Here is a 20,523-nt window from a genome sequence, read left to right as displayed (position 1 = left end):
CGGAGGCCCGCCGAGCCTATAATTGCGGGTTAGCGTTCATTTCCGCCGCATCCCGCCTCATGTCAGAAAAACAGACCCCCGCCTACACCCCGTCCGAGGTCGAAGCCGCCGCGCGCCGCTACTGGGACGACAGCCAGACCTTCAAGGCCGTCGAGGACGCGTCGAAGCCCAAGTACTACTGCCTGTCGATGTTCCCCTACCCGTCGGGCAAGCTGCACATGGGCCATGTGCGGAACTACACCATCGGCGACGTGCTGACCCGCTTCCACCGGATGCGTGGCTACAACGTGCTGCAGCCCATGGGCTGGGACGCCTTCGGCCTGCCGGCCGAGAACGCGGCGATCAAGAACGCGGTGCCGCCGGCGAAATGGACCTACGACAACATCGACTACATGCGCCAGCAGCTCAAGGCGCTGGGCTTCGCCATCGACTGGAGCCGCGAACTGGCGACCTGCCAGCCGTCGTACTACAGGTGGAACCAGTGGCTGTTCCTGCGCATGCTGGAAAAGGGCATCGCCTACAAGAAGACGCAGGTGGTGAACTGGGACCCGGTTGATCAGACCGTGCTCGCCAACGAACAGGTGATCGACGGCCGCGGCTGGCGCACCGGCGCGCTGGTCGAGAAACGCGAGATTCCCGGCTACTACCTCGGCATCACGCAGTACGCCGACGAACTGCTGGACGATCTGGACACGCTGGACGGCTGGCCCGAGCGCGTGAAGACCATGCAGGCCAACTGGATAGGCAAGAGCACCGGCGTGCGCTTCGCCTTCAGCCACGACGTCCGCGATGACACCGGCGCGCTGATCGACGACGGCCGGCTGTGGGTGTTTACCACCCGCGCCGACACCATCATGGGTGTCACCTTCTGCGCGGTCGCCGCCGAACATCCGCTGGCCACCCACGCCGCCCGCAACAACCCCGAACTGGCCGCCTTCATCGAGAAGTGCAAGCACGGCTCGGTGATGGAAGCCGACATGGCGACCATGGAAAAGGAAGGTCTGCCGACCGGCCTCACCGTCGTGCATCCGCTGACCGGCGAATCGGTGCCGCTATGGGTCGGCAACTACGTGCTGATGAGCTACGGCGACGGCGCGGTGATGGCGGTGCCGGCGCACGACGAGCGCGATTTCGGCTTCGCGAAGAAGTACGACCTGCCGATCCGACAGGTGATCGCGGTCGGCGACAACGTCTTCTCGACTGACGCCTGGGCCGAGTGGTACGGCTCGAAGGACGGTGTCTGCGTGAATAGCGGCAAGTACGACGGCCTCGGCTATGCCGCCGCGGTCGATGCGGTCGCGACCGATCTCGCGGCCAAAGGCGGCGAGAAGAAGGTGCAGTGGCGCCTGCGCGACTGGGGCGTGTCGCGCCAGCGCTACTGGGGCTGTCCGATTCCCATCATCCACTGCGATCACTGCGGCGACGTGCCGGTGCCGGACGACCAGCTGCCGGTGGTGCTGCCGGAGGACTGCATTCCGGATGGCTCGGGCAACCCGCTGCTCAAGCGCGACGACTTCATCAACGTCGCCTGCCCGAAGTGCGGCGCCGCGGCGAAGCGCGAAACCGACACGATGGACACTTTTGTCGATTCGAGCTGGTACTACGCCCGCTACTGCTCGGTCGGCAACGACGCGGCCATGGTCGATGAGCGCGCCAACTACTGGATGCAGGTGGACCAGTACATCGGCGGCATCGAGCACGCCATCCTGCACCTCTTGTACTCGCGCTTCTGGTCCAAGGTGATGCGCGACATGGGCCTGATGACGGTGAAGGAACCGTTCGCCCGTCTGCTCACCCAGGGCATGGTGCTGAACCACGCCTGGCTGCACAAACCTGAAGGCGGCGGCAAGAACTACTACTGGGAAAGCGAGGTCGAGGTCCAGCGCGACGCCAAGGGGCAGATCACCGGCGGCCGGCTGAAGGCCGACGGCACCGTGCTCGAGCACGAACTGACCACGATGTCGAAGTCGAAGAACAACGGCGTGGACCCGCAGGCGCTGATCGACCAGTACGGCGCCGACACCGCACGCTTCTTCATGATGTTCGCCAGCCCGCCGGAACAGACGCTGGAATGGAACGACGCCGGTGTCGAAGGCGCGCACCGCTTCCTGAAGCGCGTATGGAATTTCGCCCAGGACTACACCGCCGAACTGCGCGCGCGAGTGCCAGCCGCGTTGACGCTGGGCAAGGCCAAGCTGCCGGCCGCGCTGGCCGACCTGCGGCGCGAACTGCATCTGGTGCTGAAGCAGGCCAGCTACGACCTCGGCAAGCAACAGTTCAACACGGTCGCCTCCGGCTGCATGAAGATGCTCAACGCGCTGGAAAAGGCACCGCGCGACGGCGCCGAAGCGGCCGAGGTGATCGGCGAAGGCCTGTCCATGCTGCTGCGCGTGCTGTCGCCGATCTGCCCGCACATCACGCACGTGCTGTGGCGCGACTGCGGCTTCGGCGACGACATCCTGAGCGCCGAATGGCCGGAGCCGGCCGACTCGGCGCTGGTGCAGGACGAGGTCGAACTGATGCTGCAGGTCAATGGCAAGCTGAGGGGCAGCCTGCGCGTCGCCGCCGATGCGGCCAAAGACGCCATCGAGGCGGCGGCGCTGGCCAACGAGTCGGCGCAGAAGTTCATGGAAGGCAAGCCGGCGAAGAAGGTGGTCGTCGTGCCCGGCCGTCTGGTCAATATCGTGTGCTGAAGCAGGAGATGCCCGTGAGCGCCCCCGCCAACCCGTCCCGCCGCAGCCTGCTGCTCGCCGCCGCCGCCGCGCTTCCGCTGGCGGCCTGCGGTTTTCACCTGCGCGGTGTACGTGATCTGCCTTTCCAGACGCTTTACATCAACTCCAACCGTTACTCGGAGCTGACAGCCCAACTCAGGCGCGCCATCGAAGCGCAGACCACGTCGAAAGTCGCCGATGACATCAAGGCAGCCGATGCCGTGCTCGACATCACCGAGAACAGGACCGAGAAGGTCATTCTCAGCTTGAATTCAGCTGGCCGCGTCCGTGAGTATCAGCTGCGCCAGCGTTTCTCGTTTCGCGTACGCACGCCGACCAATGATGAGATCGCGCCGGTGGCGACCATAGAGATGCGTCGCGATCTCACGTTCAACGACAGCGACACGCTGGCCAAACAGGAAGAGGAACAACTCCTGCTGGCCGAAATGCAGTCGGACGTGATCCAGCAACTGCTGCGCCGCCTGCAGGCGATCAAGCGCAAACCCGCCTGAGCGCGATGCAGCTGCGCGCCGAACAGCTCGACGCCCACCTGAAGGGCACGCTCGCGCCGCTCTATGTGCTGCACGGCGACGAGCCGCTGCTGGTGATCGAGGCGGCGGACGCCATCCGCGCCGCCGCCCGCGCGCGCGGTTTCAGCGAGCGCGAAGTGCTGGTGGTGACGCAGTACTTCAAGTGGTCTGCGCTGGCCGAAGCGGCCGGCAATATGTCGCTGTTCGGCGGCGACAAGCTGATCGATCTGCGCATTCCGACCGGCAAGCCGGGTCGCGAAGGCAGTGACGCACTGGCCCGCTACGCCGCAAACCCGCCGGCCGGCACGATCACGCTGGTGACGTTGCCACTGATGGACTGGAAGGCGAAGAAGAGCAGCTGGTTCGCCGCGCTGATCGAATCCGGCATGGAACTGGAACTGAACGCTCCCGGCCTTGCGCGTCTGCCCGCCTGGCTGGCCGGCCGGCTCGCCCGCCAGCAGCAGAGCGCGACACCGGAAGCGCTGGAATTCATGGCCGGCCATGTCGAAGGCAACCTGCTGGCGGCAAACCAGGAAGTGATGAAGCTCGCGCTGCTGCATCCGCCGGGCGAACTGACGCTGGAGCAGGTGCGCAACGCGGTGATGGACGTTGCCCGCTACGACGTCGATGACCTGCGTCAGGCATTGCTCGCCGGCGACGCCGCGCGCGCCAGCCGCCTGCTCGACGGTCTGCGCGCCGAAGGCGTGGCCGCTCCGCTGGTGCTGTGGATCATCGTCGCCGAACTGCGTGTGCTGGCGACCGCGCGTGCCGAAATGGATGCCGGCCGCAGCGCCGACGACGCGCTGGCCGCGGCACGCATCTTCGGCGCCCGCCAGTCGCCGTACAAGCGGGCGCTGCAGCGCCTGTCCTCGGCCGCCACCCGCACTGCACTGATGCAGGCCGCGCGGCTGGACCGCATGATCAAGGGCGTGGCGCGTGGCGACGTGTGGGACGAGTTCCTGCAGATCGCGCTGCGACTGTGCGCACGCTGAGCGTTGCCGACTGGCAAGTCGCCGCGCTTTCTGCTTTCATCCGTGTTTGGCCGCCGTTTCCATAAGGTGCGCGGCTCGGGCATTTCGGGAATCAAGATGGACATCCAGGACTACATGAACACGCTGGGCCGCCAGGCCCGCGCCGCCTCGCGCATCGTGTCGCAGGCTTCCACCGCCGCCAAGAACGACGCACTGATCCGCATCGCCGCCCTGCTGCGCGAGCGCGCACCGCAGCTGCTCGAAGCGAACGCGGCCGACGTTGACGCGGCACGCGCCAATGGCCTGGACGCAGCGATGATCGACCGCCTGACGCTGACCGCCAAGGGCGTCGAAGCGATGGCCCAGGGCCTGGAACAGGTCGCCGCCCTGCCCGACCCGGTCGGCGAAATGACCGACTTCAAGCGCCGCCCGACCGGCATCACGGTGGGCAAGATGCGGGTGCCGCTGGGCGTGATCGGCATCATCTACGAAGCACGGCCGAACGTGACCGCCGACGCCGCCGCGCTGTGCCTGAAGAGCGGCAACGCCGCCATCCTGCGCGGCGGCTCCGAAGCCGCGCGCTGCAATCAGGCAGTCGCCGCCTGCGTGCGCGAAGGGCTGGTCGCCGCGGGTCTGCCGGACACTGCGGTACAGGTGGTGGACACCACCGACCGCGCCGCGGTCGGCGCGCTGATCACGATGCCGCAGTTTGTTGACGTGATCGTGCCGCGCGGCGGCAAGGGCCTGATCGAACGCATTTCGCGTGAAGCCAAGGTGCCGGTGATCAAGCACCTTGACGGCAACTGTCACGTCTATATCGACGAATTCGCCGACGACGACAAGGCCGTGCGCATCGCCGACAACGCCAAGACCCATCGCTACGGCACCTGCAACACGATGGAAACGCTGCTGGTGCATGTCGCTGCGGCACCGCGCGTGCTCGGTCAACTGGCCGACATCTACCTCGGCAAAGGCGTCGAACTGCGCGGCTGCGAGCGCGCGCGCGCACTGGTGCCGGCGATGAAGGCGGCGACCGACGAGGACTGGGCGACCGAATACCTCGCCCCCATCCTCGCGGTGCGCATCGTCGATTCGCTGGACAACGCGATCGAGCACATCAACCGCTGGAGTTCGCAGCACACGGACGCCATCGTGACCGAGAACCACACGCGGGCGATGCGCTTCATCCGCGAGGTCGATTCGGCGTCAGTCATGATCAACGCCTCGACCCGCTTCGCCGACGGCTTCGAGTACGGGCTGGGTGCGGAGATCGGCATCTCGACCGACAAGATCCACGCCCGCGGCCCGGTCGGTCTGGATGGGCTGACCAGTCAGAAGTGGGTGGTGCTCGGCGACGGCCACGTGCGCAGCTGAACCCGCTGACGGGACGGCACGCCCTCCCGTCACCCCCAGCCCCCAGCCCCCAGCCCCCACGAATTGTCCGACAGCTTCCTCTCCGCCAGCATCCTGCTCCTGCTGCTGTTCGATCCGTTCGGCAACGCACCGGTCATGACCGTGCTGCTGAAGGACGTACCGACGGCGCGGCGTCAGCGTGTCGTGCTGAGGGAGTGCTTCTTCGCTTGGCTGGCGCTGCTCGCCTTCATGTGGGCCGGCGAATCGGTGATGAAGGTACTGCAGCTGTCGCAGACCTCGCTCGGTATCGCCGGCGGCGTACTGCTGTTCCTGATTGCGCTGCGCATGATCTTTCCGCAGCCGGCCGGCGTGTTCGGCGAGTGGGCCGGCGGCGAACCCTTCGTCGTGCCGCTGGCGATTCCGCTGATCGCCGGGCCGTCGGCGATGGCCATGGTGATGCTGCTGGTGTCGCGCGAGCCGGACCGCTTCTGGACCTGGACCGGCGCGATGAGCGCGGCCATGGCGGTCACCGCCTGCGTGCTGCTGGCGGCCGGGCCGCTGATCCGCCGGCTGGGTGAGCGCGGAACCTCTGCACTTGAGCGACTGATGGGCCTGCTGCTGTGTGCGGTCGCCGTCGAAATGCTGCTGACCGGCATCCGCAGCTTTGCCGGGTCACTCTGAGCGGCTCGTACTGATTGATGCCGAGCGGCTGACCGCAGTTCAGCCGCTCGTCCTCGCTGAATCCCGGGCAGCGGCGGCCGCGCGTTGACTGCGAACCCATGCCTCCCCGGAAGGGAAGAACGGGGTTTCAGAACGAGCCGCCAGGAGACGACGATGTCTTGGTGAATACGGCGGCACCGCTGACCTGATTGATGCCGGAAATTCCCGTCTCGAAGTGGTAGATCATGCCAGCCCGTTCTGCGGCCGAACCTGCAAAGAAGCCGTAGACATACCCCCCGGTGGGGTTGAATGCGCAGCCGGTACAGTTGCTGATCGAGCCGGCAAAGGCGGAAGTACCCGAATCGATGCTGCCACTGCCGGTCACTCCGAAGCTGGTCGATGCGACGGCAACATTCATACTTACCTGGAAGGCATAGCTGGAGAAGTCAGCCGTGAGCGACCCGCTGACCGCTCCGCCCGCACCGCCGCCTGACGAGGTCGGCGTCGTATAGCCACTGAGTGCATAGGTCGCGACCACGCCGCCGAGCGCCGCGAGATCCGGCGTGGGCTTGCCGACGACATAGTGCATGTCGATCAGCGGCTGGCCGAAGCAGCTGCTGTTTCCGGTTCCCACGCACGTTCCGTCCGTCCAGCGCCCCCAGCCGATTATGCCGTCCTCGTGCGCCTCGACCGCGGAGACCTTCTGTATCTGGTCAACGCCATTGCTCGCCGCGACGAGGGTGGCCCCCTCGAACTGCGCCGAGGCTGCACCAAGACTGACCACGCCGCCGTAGCCACCGTACTGGTCCGTGTACTGACCGAAAACGTAGTAGCCGTCGCCCGTCTGCAGACTTGGCGTCGTCGGGGGCGGTGTCACGATGTCGAGGCCGCCGTCGGAGGTACGCTCCTCGGCGACGAGGAAGGTTTCGTTGTTCGGTGGCGGCAACACGCCGTTTCCCCCGCCCACGCCAGCGTTCGACGGCGGCGGTGGCGGCAGATCGGTCTTGATCTCGACGATGACGGGAATGGTGTTCTGGTCGGCGACGTAGGCGCTCTGCCCGTCCGACACCGTAAGACAGCCGCCGCCATTACATACATCGACCGCGCCGTCGCCTGTCGTCACATTGACGCTGTTTCCGTAGGCCACCGAGAACTCGGTACCGCGGATGCCGATCGTCGCCACCGAGGTCGTCAGCTTGTAGTTGCTGCGGTTGCCCTTGCCGACCAGGCCGGTGATGGTGCGCAGACCGCCCTTGATCAGACTAAAGAATCCCCGGTCCTCGGTCGGCTTGCCGGCGAACGCATACTGGTCGATGCGGAACTGGGTCTGCGGCTGAAGCGACACTAGCGAGCCGTCGGTGAAGCGCATCTGGGCGCGGCCGCTGCCGGTGTTGACGGTGTCACCGCTGCCAACCTGAGCGCCGCGTGCAAGCACTCGACTGCTGCCGTCGGCCGCCAGCGCACGTACGTCGCCCGCGGTAAATTCGACGCGCGCTGCCACATCGGCCGATGCATTCAGCGGAAACGCCAGCGCCATGGCGAGCGCCAGGTGTGCGGGTCTGAAGGGTTTCGCCATGGCGCTCTCCTAGAACGTGCGACGCACGGCGAACTGAGCGACGCCGCGACGATATTCGTTGATGTTAACGCTCGAATCATTGCGCATCAGGGTGACCGAGGGCGTGAGCTGCCACTGCTTGGCAAAGGCGTAGCTCGCACCCAGCGACAGAGAGGTCAGATCGTCCTCCCGCCGGACCAGGAACGTCGGGTCGATGGCACCGTATTCGCGAACCTCGTGCGCAAGCGCGCCAAACAGCATCCAGCGCTCGTCCAGAGTGTGCTGCGCGCCGACGCGGAAACCCATGACATCGTTGGCAGCAATGTTCAGCCCGGAGGGCAGATCCTTCTGGCCCGTTTCGGCGCCAAGATAGAAACTGCCGAAGAGCATGGTCTGACCGCCGGGCAGAACGTGCGCGTGGCCAACACCGTAGATATTGCGATTGACATCCCGGACGTCATTGCTGCCGTCGTAACGCAAGCGCGTATGCTGCATGAACGCCGTCGTCTGGTTGCGCGCGTCATGCGTGTGCTGCCACTGCAGTGTTGCGCCGGAATGGTCGCGCAACTTGTCGTGGTTGACTTCGAAAGTGCCGAGCTGCAGCGCTGCCGTCACCCGGTTGGAGCCACGTGTCCACACCAAGCCGGCATTGCCGTCGAGCGACGTGGTGTCGAATCTCGATTCTCCACTATTGAAACGCGCAGAACCATTAGCGCCGGCCAGCAAGGCCCATTCACGGTTCAGCGGAACAAGCGCGTTGATACCTCCACCGAGCGCGCCAAACGATGCGCTGCGGCTTCGACTGCCGCTGGCCAGCTGGAAATCGCCGAATCCCGGCACGGCGACGGAATTCAGTGAAGTGGCGCTGTTGACATTGGTATCACGCCCCACCGCCGCTTCGATATAACCGGCGACGGAGGGCTTCCCGATATCCGGTGCGCGATCGATCGCAGACAGCAGGCGATCGATGGTCCGCGCAACCTCCGGCGGCACGTTCTGATTACGCACCGCCTCCAGCTCCCGCCTTGCGCCAGCCGATTCGCCGAGCGCCAGATAAGCACGGCCGATCTCGGCACGGGCGCGCGCATTGTCCGGTTGCACGGCGAGCACGCGTTCGAGCGCGAACACGGCCAGCGTATGCCGCCCAGTTTCCAGCGCCGAAATGCCCAGCAATAGATCGAACTGCGGATCACCGGCCCGCTCTGACTCCTGCGGCGACAGCAACTGGTAGGCCGCCGCATGGCGACCGGCCTCGATGTGCGCGGCCGCCTGTTCGGTGAACGATTGGGCTTGCGTGGCGACCGAGGCGCCCAGCAGCAGTGCAAACAGCAGCGGATGTGTTCTTTTTTGTGCGCGCATGCGCCCTCCTTGTTGTCGTATGACCGACAACCGACTGACCGTAACGGCCGGATGATTGCACTTCATTGATTGAAAAACAATAGCTTGCGGAGTCTTATTAAGGTTGATTCCTGAAGAAAGCCGTCATTTCTCACATCTCGCGAGCACGATCAGTGCCCGTCCGCCGGATAATTCGAGACCCGAAACCGACGGAGTCCCCATGAATCTGCGCGCATTGTGTTTCGTGTCGATGTTGATGCTCTCCCCGGTCGTCACGGCCATCGAAGTCGAAGGCACGCGTTTCGATCCGACGACACGCCTGTCCGATTCCACACTTCAGCTGAACGGCGCGGGCGTACGCACACGCTTCATCATCAAGGCCTACACCGTCGCGCTCTACCTCGGCGCACCGGCCGACAGCCTGGACGCGGCAATGGCCGCGGCAGGCCCGAAGCGTATCGAGATCGTGCCGCTGATGAGCTTTTCCGCAACGCAGTTCACCGAACCGCTGGTCAAGGGCATGAAGAAAAACCTGCCGCCAGCGGAATTCGAAGCGATGCAGCCGCGCATCCGCGCATTCGTTGACGATCTGATGGCGGTGCAGGAGGTGAAGAAGGGCAGCCGCATCGGCCTCGAATGGCTGCCCGGTCGCGGCACCCGCGCCGTGATCGACGGCAAGGAGGTGAGCAAGACGGTCGAGGGCGACGATTTCTACCGTGCCCTGCTCGCCATCTGGATCGGCCCGAAGCCGACCCAGGACGACCTGAAGCAGCAGTTGCTCGGGGGCAGGCAGGCGCAATGATGAAGGACTCCGGCGCGGCCGACTGGGAGGCGGTAATCGTGGCGCCCGGCTTCGCACTGGGCATCCGCACCACGGACGATGCACTCACGCTGATCGAGTTCCTGCCGCCGCAGTCGCCGCAACCAGCGCGCACGCTGCTGGCGGCCGAAGCCACACGCCAGATCGACGCCTACCTGCGCGATGCCCGGCATCGCTTCGATCTGCCGCTGGCTCCCGGCGGCAGCGCACACGAGAACGCGGTGTGGGCGGTGATGCAGCAGATCGCGGTCGGCGACACGCTGACCTATGGGGAGGTGGCGCATCGCATCGGCTCCGCGCCGCGTGCCGTCGGCGCGGCCTGCGGCGCAAATCCGCTGCCGGTGGTGATTCCCTGTCATCGCATCGTCGGCGCGGGTGGCGCACTGGGCGGCTTCGCGCACGCAACGCAGGGCTTTCTGCCCGGTATCAAGCGCTGGCTGCTCGCGCACGAGGCCGCGACGCGCGAATTCATGCTGTCGGGGAACGCCCCCGCTCTATCGTCACGCCGACCTGACGCACGTCCTTCATGATGCCGGTCTTGGCGATCGAAATCCGGACCCATGACGCGCGGAAGTCGTTCAGCATCATGTTGATGACGAACTCGCCCAGCGTTTCGAGCAGATTGAAATGGCGCTGCGCCAGTTCGGCGCGGATGCGATTGACCACTTCGGCGTAGTCGATCGTGTCGTTGATGTCGTCGTTCTGAGCCGCGGCGTCGGGCACGCCGAAGGTCATGCTGATCTCCAGCTGCTGCGTGTGCGCACGCTCGCGCGCGTAGATGCCGACCGATGCGGTCACCTTCATGCCTTCGATGAAAATACAGTCCATGTCTGCCCAGTTGCCCGTGTCGAACTAGAATTGCCGGATTCTACGTCCGACCCGTCGCCCATCGTGAATTCAGCTTTCAGCATCGCCATCGCGATCGCCCTCGGTTACGCACTCGGCTGCATCCCCTTTGCCGTCGTCAGCAGCAAGCTGTTCGGCCTCGCCGATCCGCGCACCTACGGCTCCGGCAACCCAGGCGCCACCAACGTGCTGCGCTCCGGCAACAAGAAGGCCGCGCTGCTGACGCTGATCGGCGACGCGCTGAAGGGCTGCGTCGCGGTATGGCTGGTGCGCGCGCTGGGCATGGGTGAAAACGCCGCACTGCTGGCGGGCGTGGCGGCCTTCGTCGGCCATGTCTTCCCGGTCACGCTGGGTTTTCGCGGTGGCAAGGGCGTGGCGACCGCAGCTGGCGTGATGCTGGCCGCCGAACCGATGGTGGGACTGATCGCGCTGGGCATCTGGCTGGCGGTCGCGCTGCTCACCCGCTACTCGTCGCTCGCCGCGCTGGTGGCTGCATGCAGTGCGCCGATCAGCGGCCTGCTGTATACGCAATCTGCCGTCGTGTGCGGCGCGCTTGCCGCGATGTCCGGGCTGCTGATCTGGCGCCACGCGGACAACATCCGCCGGCTGATGAATGGCACCGAAAGCCGCATCGGCGGCAAGAAGGCCCAGAACGCGGGCTGACCCCGCTCAGAGCGTGTCGAGCGGCCAGCGCGGCCGTACCGCGATGGCGTGTTGCGACGACGACGCTGCTACGCCCGCTGCCAGCCGCTGCGCGCCCGCGAAGGCGATCATCGCGCCGTTGTCGGTGCACAGCGCGAGTTCCGGATAGAACACGCGCCCTTTGCGCTGCGCCAGTTCTACGTCGAGCCGCGCGCGCAGACGCCGGTTGGCACCGACCCCGCCGGCCACCACCAGCTGATTCAGCCGGGTCTGTCGCAACGCGGCCAGCGACTTCGCGACCAGCACATCGACCACCGCTTCCTGGAACTCGGCCGCCAGATCGGCGCGTCCGGCCTCGTCGAGGCCCTTGTTCACCGCATTCAGTACGGCCGTCTTCAGCCCGGAGAAGCTGAAATCGAGATCGCCGCTGCCGAGCATGGGCCGCGGCAGCTTCAGACGCCCCGGCGTACCGTGTTGTGCCAGCGTCGCCAGGTGCGGTCCGCCCGGATAGGGCAATCCGAGCAGCTTGGCCGTCTTGTCGAAGGCTTCGCCGGCCGCGTCGTCCAGCGTCTCGCCGAGCATTTCATAATCCCCGACCGCCGACACGCGCATCAGCTGCGTGTGGCCGCCGGACACCAGCAAGGCGACGAAGGGATAGGTCGGTGGGTCGGCCGACAGCAGCGGCGACAGCAGATGCCCTTCCAGGTGATGAATGGGGATGGCCGGCCTGCCGAGCGAGAAGGCAAGCGATTCGGCGAACGCCGCACCGACCAGTAGCGCGCCGGCCAACCCCGGTCCCGCCGTGTAGGCGATGGCGTCGATATCGCCGGCGGCAATGCCGGCTTCGGCCAGCACCTGGCGATACAGCGGAACGATGCGCCGCACGTGATCGCGCGACGCCAGCTCCGGCACCACGCCGCCATACGCCTGATGCAGATCGATCTGCGAGTGCACGGCGTGCGCGACCAGACCCCGCCGGTCGTGGTACAACGCCAGCCCTGTTTCGTCACACGACGATTCGATGCCAAGTATCCACATGCGACGCATTGTACTTGCGCGCCCCGCAAATCGGACTTGGCACATCGCCGGCACCGAGATATACTCGCCGGCTTTCCGTTATGCGTCCGCTCACATCGAGCAGCGGACGCGCCATTGAGGGCTGTTTGTATGCCGGGTATTCGCGTCAAGGAAAACGAGCCGTTTGAAGTTGCGATCCGCCGCTTCAAGCGCACCATCGAAAAGGCTGGCACGCTGACCGAACTGCGTTCGCGCGAGTTCTACGAAAAGCCGACGGCCGAGCGCAAGCGCAAGCTGGCTGCCGCCGTGAAGCGTCACCACAAGCGGCTGCGCAGCCAGACCCTGCCGCCGAAGCTGTACTGATTCGCCGGGCCCTGCAAGGCTGCAGGGCTTGAACCCAAAAAGCCGGATGCGCAGTGACGCATTCGGCTTTTTGTGTTTGTTGCTTCCCTTCAACCGCCGCCGCGAGTGACACCATGAGCCTGAAGGAACAGATCAGCGAAGACATGAAGACCGCGATGCGCGCCAAGGACAGCGCGCGTCTGGGCACCATCCGCCTGCTGCTGGCCGCGATCAAGCAGAAGGAAGTGGATGAGCGCATCGTGCTCGACGACACCCAGGTCACCGCCGTGATCGACAAGATGCTGAAGCAGCGCCGCGATTCAATCAGTCAGTACGAAAGCGCCGGCCGCCAGGATCTGGCAGACGCCGAGAAGTTCGAACTCGAGGTGCTGACCGCCTACATGCCGCAGCAGATGAGCGCCGACGAAGTACGCGCCGTCATCGCCGAGGTGATCGCAGCGGTGGGCGCCGCCGGCCCGGCCGACATGGGCAAGGTGATGGGTCCGCTGAAGGCGAAACTGGCCGGTCGCACCGACATGGCGCAGGCTTCTGCGCTGGTGAAGGCCGCGCTGAGCGGCAACGCCGGCTGAGCGACGGCGGGATGATCCCGCAGTCCTTCATCCAGGAACTGCTCAACCGCGTCAACATCGTCAACGTGGTTGAGCGCTACGTCCCGCTGAAGAAGGCCGGCGCCAACTACCAGGCCTGCTGTCCCTTCCACAGCGAGAAGACCCCCTCCTTCACGGTCAGTCCGGCCAAGCAGTTCTACCACTGCTTCGGCTGCGGCGCGCACGGCAGCGCCATCGGCTTCCTGATGGAATATTCCGGACTGAGCTATCCCGACGCCATCGAGGAACTGGCGCGCAACGCCGGCATGACCGTGCCGCGCGAAGACTTCACGCCGGAAATGGCGCAGCGCCGCCAGCAGGCGGCGTCGCTGACCGAGGTGATGGCGCGCGCCGCACAGCATTACAAGCAGCAGTTGAAAAAGAGCACGCGCGCGATCGAATACCTGAAGGGCCGCGGGCTTTCGGGCGAGATCGCCGCCCGCTTCGGTATCGGCTACGCACCGGACGACTGGCAGGGCCTGCGCGAAGCCTTCGACGATTACGAAGCGTCAGCGCTGGCCGAATGCGGCCTGGTGATCGACGCCGAGCCGTCGGAAGGCCAGAGCAAGGGCCGACGCTACGACCGCTTCCGCGACCGCGTGATGTTTCCCATCCTCGACGCGCGGAACAATGTGATCGGTTTCGGCGGCCGCGTGCTCGACCGCGGCGAGCCGAAGTACCTGAATTCCCCGGAAACGCCGCTGTTTTCGAAAGGCCGCGAACTGTACGGCCTGACGCAGGCGCGCGCGGCGATCCGCGACGACGGCTTCGTGCTGGTGGTCGAGGGCTATATGGACGTGGTGGCGCTGACCCAGTTCGGCGTCGGCAACGCGGTCGCCACACTGGGGACGGCGACCACCCCTGACCACATCCACAAGCTGTTCCGTCAGACCGACCGCATCGTGTTCTGCTTCGACGGCGACCGCGCCGGTCGCAAGGCCGCGTGGCGCGGCCTCGAATCGGCGCTGTCGGAACTGAGCGACGGGCGCAGCGCATCCTTCCTCTTCCTGCCGACCGAGCACGACCCGGACAGCTTCGTCCGCGAACAGGGTGCAGACCGCTTCCGTCAGCTCGCGCTGTCGGCGCAACCGCTCAGCGAATACCTGCTGCACGAACTGCAGTCGCGCTGCGACACGCGCAGCGCCGAAGGGCGCGCCCAGTTCATCAACGAAGCCAAGCCGCTGGTGACGCAGATTCCTGCCGGTGCGTTACGCACCCAGCTGCTGCACCTGCTGGCGCCGGCAGTCGGGCTGTCGGCGCAGGAGCTGGCCGAAGCCTGCGGCCTGCGCATGCCGCGCCGCATTGGCCGCTACAACGCGCCGCCGGCGCCAGCGGCACCGCGTGTCGCGCCGACGACGCCGGCACGCAAGCTGCTGTGCATGCTGATGCAGCGCCCCGCGCTCGGCAGCAAGGTCGGCCACCTGGAAGACATCGACGACGACCCCTGGCTGCGGGCGGTGCAGGCGATCGCCGACTGTATCGACCATGGCGACGTCGATGCTGGCAACACGGCCGCACTGGTCGAGTACTTCAGGGACGGCCCGCACGGACCGTTGATCGAGGACGCGGTCGCCGCGGCGATCGACGACCCGGCTGACGAGGGCGCGCTGACGCACATGTTCGACGACACGCTGCAGCATCTGCGGAAGACGGGAATTTCCCGCGCAATCAATCATCTGACGATGCTCAGTCGCCAGGCGCCACTGACCGCAGAGCAACAGGCCGAACTCGGCCGTCTGCTCAGGGAGAAGGCGCGGACTTGAAAGACGAGAAGCTAACCCCTAAAACGGGTATAATGACGGGTTTTCCCTGTCAACCGCTTACATAGGTCGGGCTCATTGCCGGCCCGGTACGACGGGGTCCTGTGCGCAGGCGGACGGCAATCCGGTGAGGGTTTTGCCTTGCCGGGTTCGCCGCTGGTTACACGCAGATCTGAGGATATACATGGTCGCCAAGGACAAGTCGAAGGATACACGCAAGCAGGCTGAAGTCGCAGAAAAGCCTGTTGCAGCCGCAAAGCCCGTCACCGCCCGCGGTGCAAAGGCCGCCAAAGACGCCAAAGCCAAGGATCTGAAAGCGAAGGCGGGTTCCGCCGAAGCGAACGCCCTGCCGATGGACGCCGATCAGCGTCGCCTCCGTCTGAAGACGCTGATTGCGCTGGGCAAGGAACGCGGTTACCTCACCTACGCCGAAATCAACGATCACCTGCCGGACGACATCGTCAACGCCGAGCAGATCGAATCCATCATTTCGACCTTCAACGACATGGGCATCCGTGTCTTCGACGAAGCGCCCGCTTCGGAAGACCTGCTCATGGGCGAGAACGCGCCGGCCGTGGTCGATGCGTCGGAAGTCGAAGAGGAAGCCGAACAGGCGCTGTCAACGGTCGAATCCGAATTCGGTCGCACGACCGATCCGGTGCGCATGTACATGCGTGAAATGGGCACGGTCGAACTGCTGACGCGCGAGGGCGAGATCGAGATCGCCAAGCGCATCGAGGACGGCCTGCGCCACATGATCCAGGCGATTTCCGCCTGCCCGACGACCATCGCCGAAATCCTCGACATGGCCGATCGCGTCGCGCGCGAAGAAATGCGCATCGACGAACTGATCGACGGCCTGATCGACCCGAACGCGGTCGAGGAAGAGGAAGAAGCGGCCGCCAGCGCCGAAGCGGCCGACGAAGAGGACGAGGACAGCGACGAAGAGGACGAGGACGGCGAAGGGGGCGCGATGAGCGCATCGCTGATCCAGCTCAAGGCCGACGCGCTGGAGCGTTTCGAAAGCATCCGCGCGCTGTACACCAAGATGCAGTCCACGCTGGACAAGAAAGGCTCGCAGGACAAGACCTATCTGAAGCTGCAGAAGCAGCTGTCGGACGAGCTGATGAACATCCGCTTCACCGCGCGCATGATCGAGAAGCTGTGCGACTCGGTGCGCAACATGGTCGAATCGGCACGCAAGCACGAGCGCAAGATCCTCGAACTGTGCGTGGACAAGGGCAATATGCCGCGCGCCCACTTCATCAAGGTGTTCCCGGGCAACGAGGTCAATATCGACTGGCTGAAGGGCGAAATCACCGCCGCCAAGTCGAATGGCGCGCAGCTGCTGCGTGCCGCCCCGGCCATCATCGAGGAACAGGGCAAGCTGATCGACATCCAGGACCGCATCGGCCTGCCGCTGAAGGAACTGAAGGACATCAACAAGCAGATGTCCACCGGCGAAGCCAAGATGCGCCGTGCCAAGCGCGAGATGACCGAGGCCAACCTGCGTCTGGTGATCTCGATCGCGAAGAAGTACACCAACCGCGGCCTGCAGTTCCTCGACCTGATCCAGGAAGGCAATATCGGCCTGATGAAGGCGGTGGACAAGTTCGAATACCGTCGCGGCTACAAATTCTCGACCTACGCGACCTGGTGGATCCGTCAGGCCATCACCCGTTCGATCGCCGATCAGGCGCGCACCATCCGCATTCCGGTGCACATGATCGAAACGATCAACAAGATGAACCGCATTTCGCGCCAGATCCTGCAGGAAACCGGTGCCGAGCCGGATCCGGCGACGCTGGCCATCCGCATGGAAATGCCGGAAGAGAAGATCCGCAAGATCCTGAAGATCAGCAAGGAGCCGATCTCGATGGAAACGCCGATCGGCGACGACGACGATTCCCATCTGGGCGACTTCATCGAGGACACCGCGACGCTGGCACCGACCGACGCCGCCCTGTTCGCCAGCCTGCGCGACATCACGAAGGAAGTGCTGGACAGCCTGACGCCGAGGGAAGCCAAGGTGCTGCGCATGCGTTTCGGCATCGAAATGAACACCGACCACACGCTGGAAGAGGTCGGCAAGCAGTTCGACGTGACGCGCGAGCGCATCCGCCAGATCGAAGCGAAGGCGCTGCGCAAGCTGCGTCACCCGTCGCGCAGCGAAAAACTGCGCAGCTTCCTCGACACGGAAACCTGATTTTCGTGTGAAACTTGAGCGACCCCATCGTCACGGAAAACAACAGGGAGGCCTACCGTGAAGACCATCGCTCAGGTGATTGAAAGCAAGCAGGGTCCGATCGCGACTGTCGAAGCGGACAACACGGTCATCAGCGCGCTGCGCGTGATGGCCAATCGCGGCATCGGTGCCGTGCTGGTGACCGACAACGGTGCGCTGGCCGGCATCTTTTCCGAGCGCGACTATGCGCGCAAGGTCGTGCTGCAGGGCAAGGACTCCGCCACCACGCCGGTGCGCGACATCATGACCAGCAAGCTCATCCACGTGACGCCGGACATGACGGTCAACCAGGCGATGCAGCTGATGAGCGACAAGCGCATCCGTCACCTGCCGGTGCTGGACACCGCAGGTTCGCTGGTCGGCGTCATCTCCATCGGTGACATGGTCAAGGAAACGATCGAGTACCAGCAGTTCCTGATCAAGCAGCTCGAAAGCTACATCGCGAGCTGATCTTCACGGCGGGAGCGCGAACGCGCTCCCGTACGTCTTTCAGAGCACCTTCCCCACCAGCGGCACCGTCATTTCCGCTTCGCTTGTGCCCCCATGCACGCCGATCAGCCGGTGCAGACGTTCGCCCGGTACGGTGTCGCGCAAGGTCCAGTCCGCCCTCATTTCCAGCGTGTAGTCACCGATGCGCTCAAGCAGGCGTGGATGAGGTTCGCCCGGCCCGAAACGCCCGGCCGCAACGAGATCGCTCGATCGCCACGGGATGCAGGCGCGGTCCAGGGCCTGCAGCGCGCGTTCGAAATCGCGCGCCCGCCCGGGTTTGAGGTGACAGAACACGGCGCGCCGCTCGCCCGACAGCGGGCCGGCGAGACAGTCGGCCAGCGACGGCAGCTGCTCGAGTTCGATCAGATGCTCCGTGGGCGCATCGATGAAGCCGTGGTCGGCCGTCACCAGCAACTGCACGCCGCAGCCCGCCAGTGTCGTGGCCCAGTCGGCCAGCGCGGCATCGGCCGCACACAGTAGTGCGCGCGCGCTTTCGGAGGCGCATCCGCGCACGTGGGCGCAATGGTCGAAGTCCGGCCAGTAAGCGTAGATGTAGCCAGGCGGCGACGGTGCGCGCAGCGCGCCCGTCAATGCGGCGAGCATGCCCTCGAGTCCGGCATAGGCGACAACCTCGGCGCCAGCACTGTGCAGCGTATTGAACGGCGAATGCGCAATGTCGGCGGGCGAAATCACCTGCGACGCACCCGGCAGCGACGCGAACACGGACGGCGCCCGGCACACGCGCGCCAGCACCTCCTCCTGCGAACAGGGCAGATCGCCGTCGCCACGTGGTGTGACCGGCAGGATGGCGAGCACTCGGCCATCCAGGCCCGGTTCGGTACAGCGCAGGTGCCAGCCGGTCAGCCCATGCACCGCCGGCGACCGGGCTGTCATGAAAGTGGTGATGGCCGCCGCGGTGGTCAACGGGAACACGGAAGTCAGCGTCGCCATGCAGTGCCGGCGCAGGAAGCTGTCCTCGGGCAGCAGTTCGAGCTGCTTCATGCCGACGCCGTCGAGCACCAGCAACACGACGCTGCGCGCGGAACGCCAGGCTGACGCGTCCACCTCGCGCAACCCCGCGCCGGCACGCTCGCCGCCGCATGCGCGCAGCACATCCTGCATCAGGTTGACGATCGACCCACCTTCGAAATCCGGCCACATCGTCCGGCACCCTCCTCCGAAACCCGCTCCGCAGGCCCCGATACGGCGCCCCTTTGCTATAGTACCGCTCCCTTCCGGGCCTCTAGCTCATGCTTGGTTAGAGCAGCGGACTCATAATCCGTTGGTGCTGGGTTCGACTCCCAGGGGGCCCACCAGATCGCCCGCCCCAGCCCGCAGACGGCTGGGGCCCATCGCTCCGGGCGCCCGCCCATTGATCGTCATCAAGCCCCCCGCTGCCGGCGCCTAAAAGCCCGCCGATTTGCGGCACACTGTCGCCTTGGTAATCAGTCGGCATTTCGGCAGGGGGTGATGGGCAATGGCAGTCGAACTGTTCAACAACGGCAAGCACGTCTGCCTGGCCTTCTACGATCTGGTCGACGAAGGCGCCGACCATGCGGTGCAGTGCAACCAGTTCCTGGTGGTGGACGGCGAACACGGCGCGCTGATCGACCCCGGCGGCAACATGACCTACACCGGGCTGATGATGTCGATGCAGCGCTACTTCCCGTCGAAGGACCTCGATCTCATCCTCGCCTCGCACGCCGACCCGGACATCATCGCGTCGATGAACAAATGGATGGTCAGCACCTCGTGCAAGGTGATGATTTCGAAGCTGTGGGCGCGCTTCCTGCCGCATTTCACGACAGGTCGCGACTACACGGCACGCATCATCCCGATCCCGGACGAAGGCATGCGGATTCCGCTTGGCGGCATGGAAATGCTGGCACTGCCCGCACACTTCATGCACTCGGAAGGCAATTTCCAGTTCTACGACCCGGTGTCGAAAATCCTGTTTTCCGGCGACATGGGCGCCTCGATGATCGGTCACAGCGAAGCGCTGCCGCCGGTCAGCGATTTCGACGCACACATTCCTCACATGTTCGGCTTCCATCGCCGCTACATGGTGTCGAACAAGATCTGCCGCTACTGGGCGAGCATGGTGCGCGGACTCGACATCGACATGATCGTGCCGCAGCACGGCGCCCGCTTTGAGGGCAAGGCGATGGTGAAGCGCTTCGTTGACTGGATAGAAAACCTGCCCTGCGGCGTCAACCTGATGACGCAGGCGCACTACAAGGCGCCCTGAACGGGCGCGTCGGAGCGCACTCAGCGTCCAGCCACTTCCAGCGCGTTGTCAACAGCGCGCACACCGGGTACCGCCATCGCCGTCTGCAGCGCGCGCGCCAGCTGCGACGCGTCGCGCACGACCCCGCTCAAGGTGACGCGCCCGTCACGGGCGCTCACCGCGACATAGCAGCCGCTCAAGGCCTCGTCGCCGCCAAGTGCGCCCTTGATCGCCTCCTGCAGGCCGCGGTCGCGATCGTCGGTGACCGGATCGCGCAGCGTCGCCTGCGTGGCGGCGACCAGACTGGCCACCTGCGCGGGCGAGCAGATCGAATAGGCGATTGCGGTCGTGGTGAGCAGGGTCGCAATGGACTGGCGGGTGATCATGGTCTGCCTCCGTATCTGTTTTA

At 65.3% G+C, this 20,523-nt stretch carries 20 protein-coding genes and 1 tRNA gene; 15 read left to right on the top strand and 6 right to left on the bottom strand.

Translation table 11 applies throughout. From position 1 onward, the window contains the following. Window positions 1-59: 59 nt before the first annotated feature. The 5 genes from leuS (at window position 60) to ACQ66H_RS02935 (ending at window position 6,246) form a co-directional block, all read left to right on the top strand. Entirely contained in the window at window positions 60-2,693 is a 2,634-nt protein-coding gene (leuS, locus tag ACQ66H_RS02955; RefSeq protein WP_430432743.1) for a leucine--tRNA ligase, read from the top strand. A gap of 8 nt (window positions 2,694-2,701) precedes the next feature. Further along, window positions 2,702-3,223 carry an LPS assembly lipoprotein LptE gene (gene lptE / locus ACQ66H_RS02950; RefSeq protein WP_341931026.1) on the top strand — a complete coding sequence of 174 codons (522 nt, stop codon included), beginning with the start codon at window positions 2,702-2,704 and terminating at the stop codon, window positions 3,221-3,223. 5 nt (window positions 3,224-3,228) lie between these two features. After that, on the top strand, window positions 3,229-4,233 hold the full coding sequence (holA, locus tag ACQ66H_RS02945) for a DNA polymerase III subunit delta (protein WP_430432742.1): 1,005 nt from the start codon (window positions 3,229-3,231) through the stop codon (window positions 4,231-4,233). A gap of 96 nt (window positions 4,234-4,329) precedes the next feature. Further along, on the top strand, window positions 4,330-5,586 hold the full coding sequence (locus tag ACQ66H_RS02940) for a glutamate-5-semialdehyde dehydrogenase (protein ID WP_430432741.1): 1,257 nt from the start codon (window positions 4,330-4,332) through the stop codon (window positions 5,584-5,586). Window positions 5,587-5,649: 63 nt separating this feature from the next. Continuing rightward, window positions 5,650-6,246, top strand: coding sequence for a MarC family protein (locus tag ACQ66H_RS02935; protein ID WP_430432740.1), 597 nt, complete (start codon window positions 5,650-5,652; stop codon window positions 6,244-6,246). Between the two features lie 127 nt (window positions 6,247-6,373). Here the strand turns inward: ACQ66H_RS02935 and ACQ66H_RS02930 are convergent, their stop codons facing one another. Both ACQ66H_RS02930 and ACQ66H_RS02925 read right to left on the bottom strand, forming a co-directional pair. After that, window positions 6,374-7,801, bottom strand: coding sequence for a FecR family protein (locus tag ACQ66H_RS02930; RefSeq protein ID WP_430432739.1), 1,428 nt, complete (start codon window positions 7,799-7,801; stop codon window positions 6,374-6,376). Window positions 7,802-7,810: 9 nt separating this feature from the next. Further along, a complete protein-coding gene (locus ACQ66H_RS02925; protein ID WP_430432738.1) occupies window positions 7,811-9,139 on the bottom strand; it encodes a tetratricopeptide repeat protein in 1,329 nt (442 codons plus the stop codon). 199 nt (window positions 9,140-9,338) lie between these two features. Here ACQ66H_RS02925 and ACQ66H_RS02920 point away from each other — a divergent pair, with 199 nt between their 5' ends. Together ACQ66H_RS02920 and ACQ66H_RS02915 are read left to right on the top strand one after the other, a co-directional pair. Beyond that, window positions 9,339-9,920: a chalcone isomerase family protein gene (locus ACQ66H_RS02920; protein ID WP_430432737.1), complete on the top strand. Its 582-nt coding sequence runs from the start codon at window positions 9,339-9,341 to the stop codon at window positions 9,918-9,920. After that, complete coding sequence (locus tag ACQ66H_RS02915; protein WP_430432736.1) at window positions 9,917-10,468, top strand: methylated-DNA--[protein]-cysteine S-methyltransferase; 552 nt, start codon at window positions 9,917-9,919, stop codon at window positions 10,466-10,468. The genes ACQ66H_RS02920 and ACQ66H_RS02915 overlap by 4 nt, the downstream gene beginning before the upstream one ends. Here ACQ66H_RS02915 and folB read toward each other — a convergent pair. Further along, entirely contained in the window at window positions 10,407-10,766 is a 360-nt protein-coding gene (folB, locus tag ACQ66H_RS02910) for a dihydroneopterin aldolase (protein ID WP_019915410.1), read from the bottom strand. The genes ACQ66H_RS02915 and folB overlap by 62 nt on opposite strands. A 63-nt stretch (window positions 10,767-10,829) precedes the next feature. On the opposite strand from folB, the gene plsY reads away from it, so the two are divergent. Beyond that, on the top strand, window positions 10,830-11,447 hold the full coding sequence (gene plsY, locus ACQ66H_RS02905) for a glycerol-3-phosphate 1-O-acyltransferase PlsY (protein WP_430432735.1): 618 nt from the start codon (window positions 10,830-10,832) through the stop codon (window positions 11,445-11,447). Window positions 11,448-11,453: 6 nt separating this feature from the next. Here plsY and tsaD read toward each other — a convergent pair whose 3' ends face one another. Continuing rightward, complete coding sequence (gene tsaD, locus ACQ66H_RS02900; RefSeq protein ID WP_430432734.1) at window positions 11,454-12,464, bottom strand: tRNA (adenosine(37)-N6)-threonylcarbamoyltransferase complex transferase subunit TsaD; 1,011 nt, start codon at window positions 12,462-12,464, stop codon at window positions 11,454-11,456. A 129-nt stretch (window positions 12,465-12,593) separates the two neighbouring features. Here tsaD and rpsU point away from each other — a divergent pair, with 129 nt between their 5' ends. The 5 genes from rpsU to ACQ66H_RS02875 all read left to right on the top strand — a co-directional run bounded on the left by rpsU (window position 12,594) and on the right by ACQ66H_RS02875 (window position 17,848). Continuing rightward, on the top strand, window positions 12,594-12,806 hold the full coding sequence (rpsU, locus tag ACQ66H_RS02895; protein WP_008061479.1) for a 30S ribosomal protein S21: 213 nt from the start codon (window positions 12,594-12,596) through the stop codon (window positions 12,804-12,806). Between the two features lie 113 nt (window positions 12,807-12,919). Then, window positions 12,920-13,375, top strand: a complete 456-nt coding sequence (locus tag ACQ66H_RS02890; protein ID WP_430432733.1) for a GatB/YqeY domain-containing protein — start codon at window positions 12,920-12,922, stop codon at window positions 13,373-13,375. Between the two features lie 11 nt (window positions 13,376-13,386). Continuing rightward, window positions 13,387-15,156 carry a DNA primase gene (gene dnaG, locus ACQ66H_RS02885; protein WP_430432732.1) on the top strand — a complete coding sequence of 590 codons (1,770 nt, stop codon included), beginning with the start codon at window positions 13,387-13,389 and terminating at the stop codon, window positions 15,154-15,156. A 181-nt stretch (window positions 15,157-15,337) separates the two neighbouring features. Then, on the top strand, window positions 15,338-17,359 hold the full coding sequence (rpoD, locus tag ACQ66H_RS02880) for an RNA polymerase sigma factor RpoD (RefSeq protein WP_430432731.1): 2,022 nt from the start codon (window positions 15,338-15,340) through the stop codon (window positions 17,357-17,359). Window positions 17,360-17,416: 57 nt separating this feature from the next. Beyond that, window positions 17,417-17,848: a CBS domain-containing protein gene (locus ACQ66H_RS02875; RefSeq protein WP_430432730.1), complete on the top strand. Its 432-nt coding sequence runs from the start codon at window positions 17,417-17,419 to the stop codon at window positions 17,846-17,848. A gap of 39 nt (window positions 17,849-17,887) precedes the next feature. Here the strand turns inward: ACQ66H_RS02875 and ACQ66H_RS02870 are convergent, their stop codons facing one another. Continuing rightward, complete coding sequence (locus ACQ66H_RS02870; RefSeq protein ID WP_430432729.1) at window positions 17,888-19,048, bottom strand: alkaline phosphatase family protein; 1,161 nt, start codon at window positions 19,046-19,048, stop codon at window positions 17,888-17,890. A gap of 76 nt (window positions 19,049-19,124) precedes the next feature. Here ACQ66H_RS02870 and ACQ66H_RS02865 point away from each other — a divergent pair. Beyond that, window positions 19,125-19,203: transfer RNA gene (locus tag ACQ66H_RS02865), tRNA-Ile, on the top strand. 161 nt (window positions 19,204-19,364) lie between these two features. Continuing rightward, entirely contained in the window at window positions 19,365-20,135 is a 771-nt protein-coding gene (locus tag ACQ66H_RS02860; RefSeq protein ID WP_430432728.1) for an MBL fold metallo-hydrolase, read from the top strand. Between the two features lie 20 nt (window positions 20,136-20,155). On the opposite strand, the gene ACQ66H_RS02855 is transcribed toward ACQ66H_RS02860, so the two are convergent. Further along, a complete protein-coding gene (locus tag ACQ66H_RS02855; protein WP_430432727.1) occupies window positions 20,156-20,500 on the bottom strand; it encodes a BON domain-containing protein in 345 nt (114 codons plus the stop codon). Between the last annotated feature and the right edge of the window lie 23 nt (window positions 20,501-20,523).

The organism is Methyloversatilis sp. (assembly GCF_965284615.1).
Classification (GTDB): Bacteria; Pseudomonadota; Gammaproteobacteria; order Burkholderiales; family Rhodocyclaceae; genus Methyloversatilis.
Note: the sequence above shows the minus strand (reverse complement) of the source record. Positions and strands in the feature narration are given on the sequence as shown.